At 53.7% G+C, this 14,266-nt stretch carries 9 protein-coding genes; 5 read left to right on the top strand and 4 right to left on the bottom strand.

From position 1 onward, the window contains the following. Window positions 1–43: 43 nt before the first annotated feature. Complete coding sequence (locus FHS19_RS13190) at window positions 44–580, top strand: DUF1697 domain-containing protein (protein WP_183582256.1); 537 nt, start codon at window positions 44–46, stop codon at window positions 578–580. Between the two features lie 164 nt (window positions 581–744). Here FHS19_RS13190 and FHS19_RS13185 read toward each other — a convergent pair whose 3' ends face one another. From FHS19_RS13185 to FHS19_RS13175, 3 genes are all read right to left on the bottom strand, one after another. Next, the gene (locus tag FHS19_RS13185) at window positions 745–1,578 is read right to left on the bottom strand and encodes a carbohydrate ABC transporter permease (protein ID WP_183582255.1); all 834 of its coding nucleotides are present in this window, start codon (window positions 1,576–1,578) and stop codon (window positions 745–747) included. Between the two features lie 15 nt (window positions 1,579–1,593). Continuing rightward, window positions 1,594–2,487: a carbohydrate ABC transporter permease gene (locus FHS19_RS13180; RefSeq protein ID WP_183582254.1), complete on the bottom strand. Its 894-nt coding sequence runs from the start codon at window positions 2,485–2,487 to the stop codon at window positions 1,594–1,596. 94 nt (window positions 2,488–2,581) lie between these two features. Then, the gene (locus tag FHS19_RS13175) at window positions 2,582–4,021 is read right to left on the bottom strand and encodes an ABC transporter substrate-binding protein (RefSeq protein ID WP_183582253.1); all 1,440 of its coding nucleotides are present in this window, start codon (window positions 4,019–4,021) and stop codon (window positions 2,582–2,584) included. Window positions 4,022–4,408: 387 nt separating this feature from the next. Between FHS19_RS13175 and FHS19_RS13170 the strand changes: the two genes are divergently transcribed. Then, complete coding sequence (locus tag FHS19_RS13170) at window positions 4,409–7,672, top strand: FIMAH domain-containing protein (protein ID WP_183582252.1); 3,264 nt, start codon at window positions 4,409–4,411, stop codon at window positions 7,670–7,672. A 153-nt stretch (window positions 7,673–7,825) separates the two neighbouring features. Here FHS19_RS13170 and FHS19_RS13165 read toward each other — a convergent pair whose 3' ends face one another. Then, complete coding sequence (locus FHS19_RS13165) at window positions 7,826–8,173, bottom strand: hypothetical protein (RefSeq protein WP_183582251.1); 348 nt, start codon at window positions 8,171–8,173, stop codon at window positions 7,826–7,828. A gap of 168 nt (window positions 8,174–8,341) precedes the next feature. On the opposite strand from FHS19_RS13165, the gene FHS19_RS13160 reads away from it, so the two are divergent. The 3 genes from FHS19_RS13160 (at window position 8,342) to FHS19_RS13150 (ending at window position 14,221) form a co-directional block, all read left to right on the top strand. Further along, window positions 8,342–9,316 (top strand): helix-turn-helix transcriptional regulator, encoded by a 975-nt coding sequence (locus FHS19_RS13160; protein ID WP_183582250.1) that lies wholly within the window; start codon window positions 8,342–8,344, stop codon window positions 9,314–9,316. 313 nt (window positions 9,317–9,629) lie between these two features. Further along, the gene (locus FHS19_RS35495) at window positions 9,630–10,016 is read left to right on the top strand and encodes a GyrI-like domain-containing protein (protein WP_312887215.1); all 387 of its coding nucleotides are present in this window, start codon (window positions 9,630–9,632) and stop codon (window positions 10,014–10,016) included. Between the two features lie 389 nt (window positions 10,017–10,405). Further along, the gene (locus FHS19_RS13150; RefSeq protein WP_183582249.1) at window positions 10,406–14,221 is read left to right on the top strand and encodes a S8 family serine peptidase; all 3,816 of its coding nucleotides are present in this window, start codon (window positions 10,406–10,408) and stop codon (window positions 14,219–14,221) included. Window positions 14,222–14,266 lie beyond the last annotated feature (45 nt).

The raw sequence follows: 14,266 nt of genomic DNA, 5'->3' as shown, positions 1-14,266 counted from the left end.
GTATGTTATACTGGATTAAAAAACGAAACGGGGCGGCCGATGGATGACGGTATATATCGCACTGCTGCGGGGCATTAACGTTGGCGGACACAATCTGGTGAAAATGACCGAGCTCAAGAAAATGTTCGAGAACATGGGCTTCCACCATGTCAAAACGTATATTCAAAGCGGGAACGTCTTGTTTAAAAGCGATGAAGAACCGCATAGACTGAAGTCCAAAATTGAGCAGTTTCTGGAAAAGGCGATCGGCAAGCCGGTATCGGTCGCCCTGAAATCCGCGGAGGACATGCAGCAGATCATCGCAAGATGTCCATTTGATGCCTCTGCTGTGGTCGAAGGCGAAAGCATCCACGTCTCCCTGCTCACCGAGCAGCCCTCCCAGGAAGGGCTGGACAAGCTGGCGGCCTTTGATAAAGGCGGGGACGACTACCATATCGACGTCGATGTCGTCTACCTGATGCTCCGGCAAAGCATACGGGATTCCAAGCTCGCCGCGAATTTGTCCAAGCTGGGCGTTCCGGCTACAGCTAGAAACTGGAACACGATGAACAAGCTGAATGAGCTGGCCAAAACGTTGTAACGGCTAATTGCCCGGCTGCTGGAAATCTATTCATTGGAAGTACCCCGCTTCACCAAAAAAGCAGGCAAAGGAACGTTCCCGTTCCACTGCCTGCTTTTTCACATCTATTAGCATAGACCCTGCAAGTAGACGCGAACCAAATACATCTAATACAAACGCAGGGTTTACCCCTTTGTCCCGCCCTGCAGCCCGAAGCCTTTGGACATAAACTGCTGCGACAAAATATACAGCACGACCGAAGGGAGCGCATAGAGGACGGAGAAAGCCGCCAGCTTGCCGTAATCCGCCATGCCGTATTGGCCAAAGAACTGATACAGCTTGAGCGACGCCGGAAAATTTTCCGGAGACTGAAGCAGAATGTACGGGACGAAGAAATTGCCCCAGCTCCCCGAGAACGTAAAGATGGCCACGGTGCAGATCCCGGGGATCATGAGCGGGGCCACCACCTTGCGAATTCCGGTAAATACCGATGCGCCGTCGACCCATGCGGCCTCCTCCATATCGTTCGGCACGGAATCCATGAAGTTTTTCAGCATCCAAATGCCGTACGGCATCGAGGAAGCGACATAGAACAGAATGACGCCGAAGATGTTGTTGTACAGCTTCAGGCTGAGAAACAGCTGATACACGGGAACCATGACCGCCGTAATCGGCAGCGAAGTCATGAACAGAATGGTCAGCATAAACGGCTTCTTGTACTTCATTTGATACCGGGACAGCGGATAGGCGGCTAGGAGTCCGAGAATGACGACGATGACGGCTTGGCCGAGCGACATCACAAGACCGATCAGAAAGGCGCGCTGATTCTCGCCGTTCGTCATCACGTCGCCGTAATTGGCCCCCGTGAACCGGGTTGGCATTTTCAGCGACTGCAGCGCATTGGAATCGACGGACGCGACCAGCACCCACAGCAGCGGGAGCAGAAAGCAGATCCCGATGACGGTAAGGATCAAATACGGCAGTATACGGTAGATGAGTTTGCGTTGTTTCGCGTTCATACGAATTCTCCTTGTTTATTGCTCTTTCATTGAGCGGATGTAAAACAGGCTCAGCACGATGCCCAGCAGGAGGAGCAGCAGCGATATGGCTGTGCCGTACCCGAGCTGGTAATTGACGAAGGCCTGGTTGTACATAAAAATCGGCAGCGTCGTCGTCGACGTTCCCGGTCCCCCGCCCGTCATCGCATAAATCAGGCCAAAGACGCCAAGTGTCTGCAGCGTGACGAGCATCATATTGGTCAGAATGGTGTCCTTTATGTAAGGGATGGTGATACGGCACAAGATTTGCAGCCGGGAGGCCCCGTCTACGACAGCCGCTTCTTCGATCTCCGTCGGTACGTCGTCGAGCGCAGCTTGAAACACCAGCATGGAAAAGGCGGTGCCGTGCCAAATGTTCGCCAAAATGACGGTCAGCATCGGTACGGTATAGAGCCAGGTCACGTCAGAGATACCGACGAAGGAAAGAATGGCATTCAGCGTCCCTTCATCGCCGAAAAAGCTGTATAAGCAGAGCGCACAGACGATTTCCGGGGTGACCCATCCAGCCAGTACGATCGTGCCGATGACCCGGCGGAACAGCCGGTTTTTGTGTTTCATCAAGAGCGCGATGATAAATCCGAGCACCTGCTGGCCGATGACAGCCGAGCCGATCAGGAAGATCAGCGTGTTCCAAATACTCACCCGGACCGTGGGATCATGGAACATGCGGATATAGTTATCGATGCCGACGAATTTCAGTTCCTTGGCCGCTTCCCCCGTCAACGCCAGGTTGGTGAACGAATAAAAAAACGTCAGCAGGATCGGATAAATGAAAAACACGAGCATGATCGCGATTGAAGGAAGCAGGAAGTAGAGCCAAGTATATGACTTTCTTTTTTTGTATACCGAAGGTACGGTCAAACTGCTCATCCAGGTTACGTCTCCTTCCCCTAAGCTGAAAATAAAACCGCTTGCCCACGCGCTCTTCCCGCCGGAAGCCGCAGCATGAGCAAGCTTTGATCCTTTACTTCTCTACGATATGATCCTCACCGACAATCCGGGTTACATCCTGCGCGTATTTCTTTGCCGCATCCGCAGGAGAGGTACCGGTGGCGACGCTTTCGACCATCGTCTGGATCTGTGTGGACACTTCCGGATATTTGTCCTGCGCCGGTCTGAACTCGGCGTGCTGCAGGTATTCGGTCGCGATGCCGTTAAACGGCTGCGCCGTATATTCGGGATCCTTGGCGACGTCCGCACGGACGGTAATGTTGCCGGAAGCGATGACCAGCTTTTTCGTATTGTCCTTGTTCAAAGCGTACTTAATGAAGTCCCACGCCTCGTCTTTATGCTGCGCGTTGCTCGGGATGGACAGCGCCCATCCGCCGGCGAGCGTGATGGAACCCGGATCCTGGCCTTTGCTGGTCGGCATCGGGGCAAAGCCCAGCACGTCTTTATACTCCGGCCAAGGGGCAGCTCCGGTATCAAAGTAGTTGCCGGTAATCCACGATCCGTCGAGCGAAATCGCCAGCTTGCCTTTCGGCAAATATTCGCGGGACGCGGTATTACCCGCCTGGCCGTTCAGCACTTTGGACAGCGGCGGCCCCAGCTTCTCCTTGTTGACCGTCTGGATGAAAGTCAATGCGTCGATGATGCCCTGGCTCTTGATGATCCACTTGCTGGTATCGTTGTCATAAAGGCGTTCCCCGGTGCCGTACAGCAGCATTTCGTACGTTTGCATCGAGGTGGCTTCCCCTGTCGCCTTGCCCATGTTCATCCAGATCGGCACGACATCCTTCGTTTTCTCTTTGATCGTCCGGGCCGCGTTCAGCACGTCGTCCCACGTTTTTGGCTGCCAATCTTCGGGAAGTCCTGCCTGCTTAAAAATGTCCTTGTTGTACCACAGTCCCCGTGAATCGGTGTTGTATGGGACCCCATACACCTTGCCGTCACTGGCCGTAACCCCTTTTTTCATCGCTTCGATAAAGGAGCCGTTCGTCCAGTCCTCCCATTCCTTGACCTTATCATCCAACGGTTCCAGGTATCCGGCACTGGCATCGGAGTTGAGGATAAATGTATCCTCCGTAACGATATCCGGTGCGGTATCCTTGGACTTCAGCGCCAGAGCGACTTTGGCAAAATAGTCGCCCTCGGACGCCTGGATCGGCGTCGGCTTGATTTCCACATCCTTGTTCGGATACGATTCGGACAGCTCTTTCAGCCATTTGTAGAACGTGCCCTTCTCCCCGATTCCGTCGTCCCGGTAAGTGATGGATATCGTCGTTTTCGTCTTGGCGGTTCCTTCGCCGGATGAATCCGTATTGCCGGTGGTCGTAGTCGTATCCGTCCCCGGTTCCGCCGTCTTCGTGCTGCCACTGCCGCTGGAGCAGCCTGCCATCGCCACCGTTAACGCGCATAAGAGCGCCGTGGATCCGAGCAGCCATTTCTTTTTCCCTTTGACCATGCTTGCCCCTCCTTTTTGATGTAAAGCCTTGGGATTGCTGCCTTGAAGCCTTTGAGTAAAGCGCTTTACTATGTATGTGTATTAGCATTTCAGGTTTTCATAACAACATATTTTGGGGATGGCCGGACAGAAGCCCTGCTCATCAAGGGCACTGGCGGTTCCCTTCCATCTCTGCTTTCAACAAACCAATCCGCCGCTGCATCAACAAATTCAACACCATTCCCCACTTCCGCGTATTGCATACCCGCTGCACGAATCATTGATTGCTACCCATTGTAAGCGCTAACTATAATGGGCATGAATTTTAATTGACATTTCAAAAAGAAGAGGAGGAAAAGCGGAATTTCACGGGAAAAGCATCCCCATTCATATTAGAGGAGGCTGCAAATGAAGCGTTATCTGGTACTCTTGTTATGCTTGGTTTGGGCTTTATCGATGTACCCGCTGCAATCGCCGACGGCACAGGCAGATAACTCCCTGCTCCCGGCCTTTCCGGGCGCTGAAGGGTTCGGTTATACGGCGGCGGGCGGCCGCGGCGGGGAGGTTTATCATGTCACGAGCTACGAGCTCACAGGCCCTGGCACCTTTCACGATGCGCTGATGACGGCCGGCGATACGCCGCGCACGATCGTTTTTGACGTCTCCGGCGAAATTACGATCCCTCAGATCGTCGTGAAGGAAAAATCGCATATCACGATCGCCGGGCAGACGGCATCCGGGGATGGAGTAACCATCCGGGGAAACAATATCCGGTTCATCGATTCCCACGACATCGTCATCCGCTATTTGCGTTTTCGCATGGGCGACTTAAGCTTTAACGACGATACGATGTATTTTGAAGACTGCCAGAATGTGATCATCGACCACTCCAGTTTTTCGTGGGGTACGGACGAGGTTTTATCCATCAAGAGCAAGAACTACGAAAACCCGCTGTCCCAAAATATAACTGTCCAATGGTCCGTCATCTCCGAAGGCCTGCTCACCCACTCGATGGGCGGCTTGATCGAGATGAATACGATCACGATGCACCACAACCTCTATGCCCACAATAACGACCGGAACCCGAAAACGAAGGGCCAAATCGACTTCGTGAATAACATCGTCTACAATTGGGGCGACTTCCCGTATGTGGCGGGCGGCGAATCCGGGACCAAAGGCTATGGCAACGTGGTCGGGAATTATTTTATCGCCGGCAAAAACTCGGCCGCTCCCGAATATGCTGTCGTTCGCGGTAATGAGAATTATCAGGTGTACCTCGATAACAACCGGATCGACAGCAACAAAGACGGCGTGCTGAACGGCAAGGACGCCGGAACCGGCATCATCGAGGCGGAGAGGCCGAGCGTTGTCGTATCTGAACGTTTTGAGTACCCGCTGGTTCATACGGAGGCCCCGGAACAAGCCTATGATCATATCTTGCATTACGCCGGCTCGTCCCTAGTCAGGGATGCGGTAGATACACGCGTGATCAACAGCGTCCGCAATCAGACGGGCGTGATCATCGGAGACGAGGATGATGTGACAGGGTTCCCTCCTTTGAAGAAAGGTCCTGCACCTGCCGATGCCGATCGGGACGGCATGCCCGATGAATGGGAACTCGTCCATGATCTGAATCCGGCTGACCCGGCAGACCGAAACGGGGATATTGACGGGGATGGCTATACGAACCTGGAAGCCTATTTGAACGAACTGGCGGCTCCCGGCTTCCCTGCCGGCTATCCGATGACGCCTCCCGCATGGTCCGGCCCGCCGTTTATCCCGCCGGCTGAACCGGCAGAACCTGATCCAGATCCGGTACCTGCGCCGAACCTGGACGGTAAGACGGTCCGAAATGTCATCATCAACGACAACAGCAACAGCGGCAGCGCCAATGCGGCGAACTGGTCGGTTCAGGATGATCTCCAGCCTGGAGACATCGTATTCGGCGACCGGATGACCGGCAGCAGCAGCAAGATTTACAAATTCGAGTCCGTGCCTGAGCATTTGAAGGGCATGGAATGGATCCGCTCAGCCGTAGGCTCCAGAAGCTCGACGAGCAGCGATCTGGTCTCCTTCTATTTGGCGTCGGACGCTGATGTGTATGTCGCGTACGATTCGAGGATTACGACGGAGCCCGATTGGCTGACCGCAAACTACGAGAATACGGAAGAGAGGATCATAGACAGCCAGCCGGTGGAGTATAAGCTCTACAAAAAGCGTTACCCCGCAGGCTCTCGTGTCGTTATGGGAGCCAATAATAACACGTCGAAATGCCCTTATTTCGTGATTTTGAAACCGGCAAATCCGGATACCGAGCCGCCTGCGGGCGCCCCGTCCGGTCTGGCAGGCGAGGCGGCAGGCGGTGCCAGCGTGTCGCTGCATTGGACTCCCGTAAGCGGATCGAGTGCGTATCTCCTCTACCGCTCCTCATCCAAGGATCCGGTGACCAGAGCGGTTGCAAGCACCCCTGCGGCTGGCTACGAAGATACCACTGTTGAACAGGGAGTCACTTATACTTACAACGTATCGGCATTAAATGCCGGCGGCGAATCACCACTGTCCGAAGCCGTGGAAGTGCTTAATTTCGACGCTTCGCAGCCGGCGCCTTCGGCTCCGTCCGATCTTCGCATCACGGCAGCGAGAAGCCTGTCCGTTGAGCTGGAATGGAAGCCGGTGGCGGGCGCGGTGAGCTACAGCGTCTACAGAGCCGGAACGGACGGCAATTACAGTAAAATTGGCATTACTACTTCTGCCGCCTACACGGATAAAGAGGTAAGCCCTTCTACCGGCTATACCTACAAAGTGACGGCGACTGGAATTGGCGGCGAGTCCGCGGCGTCGGGCGTCGCCGCAGCAACGACAACGGCCCCAGTCCTTCTGCCCGAAGTTCCTGCCGGGCTGGCTGCCGGATCGGCTTCGGCTTCGGCGTTCGAAATCAGCTGGAAGACAGCGGCCGGCGCGGAAAGCTATAACATCTACAGAAAAGCGGATGACGAGGAGTCTTTTGCCAAAATTGACAGCTTAACTTCGACCCATTACATCGATGACGGCATCAGCGTAAGCACTACGGGTTATACCTACAAGGTTTCTGCCGTCAACGAAATGGGCGAGACGGACCTGACGGAGGGGCTGCGGATCGAGATGCCCGCACCGGCAGCCCCTTCCGAGCTCACGGTGGGCCTGGTGGGCGATACTTTTGTCGGACTCCTATGGACGTCCCAAGGCGGCGAGACTCAAACCAACGTGTACAGGGAAGGAGGCGGCGAGGTCGTTAACCTCGGGTACGCCAAGGTTCATACGTATTACGACCGAACGGCTGAGCCGGGCGTGGAATACACCTATTACATCAAGGCGGAGAACGCCGCCGGAGAATCCGATGCGTCCAACCGTGTGACGGTCACGCCAGGGTTGATGACGGAGCTGGAGAACTATACGGAGCAGTTCAAGGCGACCGGTGACTTAAGCGGCCCCCTCGCCTCGCAGCTGACCAATAGCCTGAAGCAAGTAAAGCATCATTGGGAACAGGGCTCCAAGAAGCAGGCGGCATCCTTTTTAGAAAAGTACTTGGAGCAGCTCGGCAAAGAGAATATGCAGGAATATCTTTCACCCGAGGCTTCATTCACTTTAAGCTATTATGCTACATCCTTCCTTGAACGGCTTGAAAAGAAGTAACGTCTGTTGAAGTCGTAATCGGCCGGCTGCGAACGATAACGAAATGGATCACCAATACAGCCTCTCTTCGGAGAGGCTGTTTGGCTTGGAGTGAGAAACCACACGGGATTAATGAAAAAACTGCCCTTACCCGGGCAGTTCCCCAGTTTGAAATTATATTTTATCCACATGCAGCAGCTTGATTTGCTTGACCTCGTACGTATTCTCCAGCCTTTCTTCCGGAATGACGCGCAGACGGACCAGACTGGATATTTTCGACCCGTCCGCTTTGGACATCAGCCGCCATAAATCCGGGTCCGGCAGCGCTTCGTACAGCTTCTGGTCGTCGTATTCCTTGCGGGTTTGAGCTACCAGCTTGACCTTATAGGCACCAATCTCCAGCTGCTCGGCCTGCTGCTTCTCACAAAAGGCGGTAATTTCTTCGCGAAGCTGCTTCAGCTCCTGCTCCGTTTCTCTCTGCCGCTGCTTCAGCAGGTAATACCTGTCTACGATCTTGTCCATCTTCCCACTCCCTTCTACCTACACCATATGTACGTTGAAGCCGTTTTAGGATGGATTTTGCATCGCGGACGTGCCCATGGTACTGTGGGAATAACGTACATATATGGAACGGAGAAATATCCCATCTTTTTGTATTCTTACTACTAAAATGGAAGGCTGGCTCCACATATGCCCAAACTGGATTACATGCTGTCTCTGCTATGGCTATTGCGGTCGAGGGGTAAAATGACAGCGGAACAATTGGCCGAATCGCTGGAAATCAGCGTCCGCACCGTCTACCGTTACATCGACCTCCTATGCCAGAGCGGCGTTCCGGTCGTCGCGGAGCCCGGTCATGGGGGCGGATTCACGCTTCCGGACTCCTTCCGGGAATCGCCGCTGTTTTTTGACACCAAGGAGCTGAAAGCGATGGCTCACAGTGCGCGGATCGCTTCCCAGGCAGGATATCCGTTTGCGGACGCTCTGGAACATGCGCTCGATAAGATCAGCCACCGGCTGAATGAAGAGCAAGGAGAAGAATTAAGGCGCCATCAGGCCGGACTGGAAGCCGTCCCCTATTTAACCGTCCGGGAGATTAAGCGGTTACTTTCCGACCTTGAAGAAGCGGCGGCCCATTCCCGTGTGTGCTGCATTCAATATGCCAACACGACCGGAGATTCTGACCGGATGCGCCGCATCCACCCATACCGCCTGGCTTACCGGACGAACCGGTGGTATGTCGCCGCTTACTGCGAGCTGCGGGGTTCCGTCCGAATGTTTCGCGTCGACCGGATTGAGCAGCTGGAGGTAACGGAAGAAACGTTTGAGAGGCCGGAGGATTTTACGTTTACTGAGCTGGCCAGGGATACCTTGGCCGGTCATTCGAAAGCGGACACGTCCTGGGTTACGGTGCGTATTGGCGGTGATTCGGATGTTTTGGAGTCCATCGGGAATCAATATTTCGTGCAGCCGTTTCTGACCGAACACGAAGACCGGGAAATTCGGTTTGACATGCCGTCCTCCGTGATGATGACCTATATGCCCCACCTTCTTCTTTCCTTCGGTACGCTGGTATCCGTGCTGGAATCATCCCTGCTGGGTGAACGGATCGCCGAACTCGCGCACGAAATCGCCGAACATCATACAAGCCCTAAACTTCCCTGACAATCTAGCTGTCAGGGAAGTTGTCGTATGATGCAGCTATCCTGACAGGAAAGAAAGGAGTTTAACCTATGAAATTGGATAATCGCAAGCTGGATTTGGCCAAAGCGAACCCCTCGTATTATTCCGCCCCTCAAGTCCCGCAAAAGTGCTATTTTGATGAGATTCCTTATCTATCGATCGACGGCGAAGGCGATCCAAACGGTCCGAGGTTTGCCGAAGCGACCGAAGCGCTCTACACCGTCGCTTATGGCGTGAAAGGTATGAGTAAGCAGGAGGATCAGGATTTTACCGTTCCCAAGCTCGAAGGGCTCTGGTGGGTCCGTTCCGGCTCCGGACAGGACGCCATGAACGTTTCCAGGGAGGAGTGGATGTGGAAACTGCTCATCCGGATGCCGGACTATGTATCGGCCGAACGATTCGAAGAAGCCCGAATGCTGGCAGTGAACAAGAAAAAGCACCTAACCCCCATTCGTCTCGTGAGTTGGAACGTATATTTGAAGGCGATTGCGTGCAGATGCTGCATGTCGGTCCATTCAGCACCGAGCCGGAAACCGTTCGGCAGATTTTCGAGTATATCGAAGCCCAGCGCCTAACGGCAAACGGACGGCATCACGAAATTTATTTGTCGGATCCGCGCAGAACACCTCCTCATAGAATGAAAACGATCCTGCGTCATCCTGTCATCCAACGCAAAAAATGATCGTAGCCCCGGCCCCCTGAGGGACTTTCCCATCCTCTTGGCCTCCCGTCTCATGGGAGTTCAAGAGGATTTTTGTCTTTCGACCTTTCGCATTTCCCTCTGTCTTTAGTCCTACGATGAAGAATCTATAAACCTATCTAACCGATGGGATATGGAGAAAATATTCTTTATGCCAGAGAAAGCGCCGTTTTGGAGCATTTCGACACCTCTTCTCGACAGCAAACGCCTCCCCTGCCCAAAGTACCTATCAACCTTTTGTCTCATCCCAATAGAATGCAAAAATTGTAAAATGAAAATGTATTTTACTAGTGTTCAATTAGTTATGCGCAAAGGAGGATCGTTTTTTTTCGGCATGATTTCCTATCTCATTCGATAAAGGAGGACATCTTTTGAAAAAAGGTTCATCGACCATCCGTACTTATTCGACGTTGTTGTTAAGTGCCTTGCTGGCCATTGGTGTCGCCTATCCGAACTCCAGTGTGTCGGCGGCTGCCGCACCCGATCTTCGTTCGGCCGATCATTCGGCCATTCATCTGGATTCTTCCCTGCGCCAAGGGGACTGGAAGCTCAATCCTCCGGCACAAGGCGCTTCATCCCCTGTTCAAAGCCTGGCGGCTGCGGCACCGGATGAGCCCCAAAACTTCGTTGATCCTTCGGACAGCAGCGAACCGGTAACGGTCATCGTTCAGCTGAAGAACGATCCGCTCAAGGTCTTCGAGGCCAATCCGGCGGCAAAGGCTCGTTCATCCCTCGGCAGCTACAGCAGCATTTTGAATCAGGAGCACAGCGCCTTTAAATCGGCAGCCTTATCGAAAACCGGAGCCAAATTCAAACGGGAATTTTCCAAAGTTTTTAACGGTTATTCCGTTACGCTCCCGGCGAATGAAGTGGATAAGCTGCTGACACTGCCGAACGTCAAAGCGGTCTTCCCGAATGAGGAAATGCACGCCCTGCCGGTTGCGGACGGGCATGAAGTAACGCCGAACATGGATGAAAGCGCTCCGCTGATCGGTGCGGAGGACATGTGGGATTCGGGATATGACGGAGAAGGCGTTAAGGTCGGCGTCATTGATACCGGTATCGACTACAATCATCCGAGCTTAAAGGACGCCTACAAAGGCGGATATGACTTTGTCGACAACGATGCCGATCCGATGGAAACGCTCCCGGATCCAAGCAAGCCGCTCGACAGCAATGGCAACACCTATGATACGTATCATGGAACGCACGTCTCCGGAACCGTTGCCGGACGAGGCAACCCTGAGCACCCCGACGCGGGCACGGGCTGGGTCCGCGGCGTAGCGCCGGGATCGGATCTGTACGTATACCGCGTTCTCGGTCCATACGGCAGCGGCTCGACCGAAAACGTCATTGCCGGGATTGAAAAGGCGGTCAGCGACGGAATGGACGTCATCAACCTGTCGCTGGGCTCCAACATGAACAACTCGTATACGCCGGATGCCATCGCGGCGGACAACGCGGCGCTGGCGGGAGTCACCGTCGTCATCTCCAACGGTAACGAGGGCCCGGATGCGGAAACGGTCGGCAGTCCGGCCGCAGCACAGCTCGTCATTTCCGTAGGCGCTTCGACACCGCCGCTCCAAACGCCGATTTTCACATCCGACACTATCGGCATTACGTATGCTCAGCTGGCGGCGACATCGCCGAAGCTGGAAACGGAAGGCGCGGACTTGGAGCTTGTGGACGCCGGCCTCGGCCGTACTGACGATTACGCCAACATTGACGTCAAGGGCAAAACGGCGTTTGTGCAGCGCGGGGAAATCTCCTTCGCTGAAAAAGCGCAAAACGCGGCCGCAAACGGCGCCGTGGCTGTCATCATTTACAATAACGTGCCTGGCGAAATCGGCGGGGCAACGCTGAACGGCGCCGAAGACGTCGTGCCGGCGTACACGATCAGCCTGGATAGCGGCCAGAAGCTGAAGAACGAGATTGCCAAAGGCAATAACCACGTGACGTTCGGCTATAAAGCCGAAGTCGATCTGCTCGCAGATCTCAGTTCCAGAGGACCGGCGCTGCCGAACTATACGATCAAGCCGGACATTACCGCGCCTGGCGTGGGCATCAAGTCTTCCATTCCAGCTTTTGGCGGCGACTATACCAACGCTTATGAGGAACTGCAAGGAACAAGTATGGCCGCACCGCATGTGGCAGGTTCTGCTGCCCTCATGCTGGAGAAGACCCGCGAAGAAGGGCTTCAGCTGAAGCCGGACGACGTGAAGGCTCTGCTTACGAACAATGCGGTCCTGATCAAAGATCGGGATAACCGTGAATATGGCACCAACGAGCAAGGTGCTGGCCGCGTCGACCTGAAGAATTCTTCCGAAGCGGATGCCATCGTTAAGGTGGAAGAGACGCTTCCGGCTCAACTTCAGGACGATACCCACCAAATCTCGTACTCCGGCAGCATTTCTTTCGGTCTGCAGGGTGCAGGGGCGGACGTCACCCGCAAGCTGACGGTGGAAAACATCGAAAATACGGATCAGTCCTATTCGATTGAGGTCGCATGGAATCATGGCGGAGGACCAGTGCTGACGCCGGAAGCGAATTCGGTAAGCCTGTCCGCAGGCCAATCGACTGCCGATCTGAACGTATCCCTGAACATTCCAGAAGGAACCGCAGACGGCCTGTATGACGGTCAGCTGATCTTTACGCAAGCCGGAAACGGGCACGTCCTTCACGTACCGTTCAGTGTGTATGTCGGCGAAACCTACAACCTGGCCGATATTTCGAACGTGGAACTTGATCCGATTTACCTGTCCAGCACCAAAGAAGGCAAAGGATCAACCCTTTATTATGCACTCAATAAAAAATTGGTGGATTACGAATTCGACGTCTACCGTTTCGATGACGAAGGCAACGGCGAGTACGTAGGATATATCTATGACGGTGACTTCCAGAACAAGCTGGATCCGTTCTATTACTCCTATGAGTGGGACGGCAAGGTGGATATCTCTACCACACCAGGAAAGAAACGCGTGTACTTGGATCCGGAAGGCGTCTACGGCATCGTTCCGGTGACCGTGGAAGAAGGCGACAACACCGCCGAAGTGGTGACCGACTCGCTGTCGCAGTTCCTGGTCGACAACACTGCACCGGATGCGTCGGTGCCGGATGAGCTTGTAGTAAATCCGGATAAACCAAACGTCGGCGTCCTTCAAGGTACGATTAACGGAGATTTGCTGCTGGATTACTTCTATGACGGCACGAATCTGCAGGATTTGATCCATGTGAAGGCCGTCAACTCCGTAAAAGGCAAAGGTAGTGAATACCAGGGAACAATGGATGAGTACGGTAATTACACCGTAGAGGTTCCGCTTGAGAACGGTACGAACAACATCGACCTGTATATTTCTGACGATGCCGGTAACGGAACAACTCAACCGACGAAATCCTATAATTATAAATACAAGCCGGAAGAGACTCCAAGTACAGACGTAGAATTGTCAGCCAAACAAAGTAAGATCAAAACCGGTAAGCCATTTAACGTATCCGTTGAATTCAAAGGCAAACAAGCCGTCCAATTTATGACGGTTGAGGTAACTTACGATGCCAAATTAAAACTGAACAAGATTACGCCGTCTTCCAAGCAGGTTAAAATCCAAAATGATGGTACGGCAACCGATGCCGAATCATCTTTGGCGAAGAGCGGTAAAAAACGGGCCGTGTTCGGCATTGAATTCAACAAACCGATTAAGAGCGGTACCCTGGTGGACTTCTCCTTCACCGCTTCGGATGCAGGAACCTACGATTTTGAGATCAGCAGCGTCACGATGCTCGATTCGGATCAGCAGCCCGTTCTATCAGGAAAATTGAACGGTACCAGCATTGAAATCACTGGTGGCAAAAAACCTGGAAATGGCTCCAGTTCCGACGAAGCCCAAAACCTTGAGGACAGCTTAACAACAGATGAAGATCAAAGCCCGGACAGTTCTCAAAGCACGGGTGGAACCCAAAGCCCTGATCAAAATCCAGCTACGGATGAGAACCAGCCGGCTTCACCAGAATCCGATCCTTCTCAACAGCCGGATAACAGTCAACAGCCGGTGCAGCCTGATGATGAAGCACAACAGGGATCCAGCCCTGCCGTTGACGAGCCAAGCACTGGAGAAGCAAGCCAAACGCAAGATGCAAGCAGTAATGCAGCAGCCAGTGCTGATACCAATACTGATGCACAAGGAAAGTAAATAAATATTCGATTATTTGATTCGTTTTTGAAAAAGCACAGGCGC

This window comes from Paenibacillus rhizosphaerae (assembly GCF_014192015.1).
Taxonomy (GTDB): Bacteria; Bacillota; Bacilli; order Paenibacillales; family Paenibacillaceae; genus Paenibacillus_AQ; species Paenibacillus_AQ rhizosphaerae.
The sequence above is the reverse complement of the archived record's forward strand: the minus strand, read 5'-3'. Positions and strand labels throughout refer to the sequence as shown.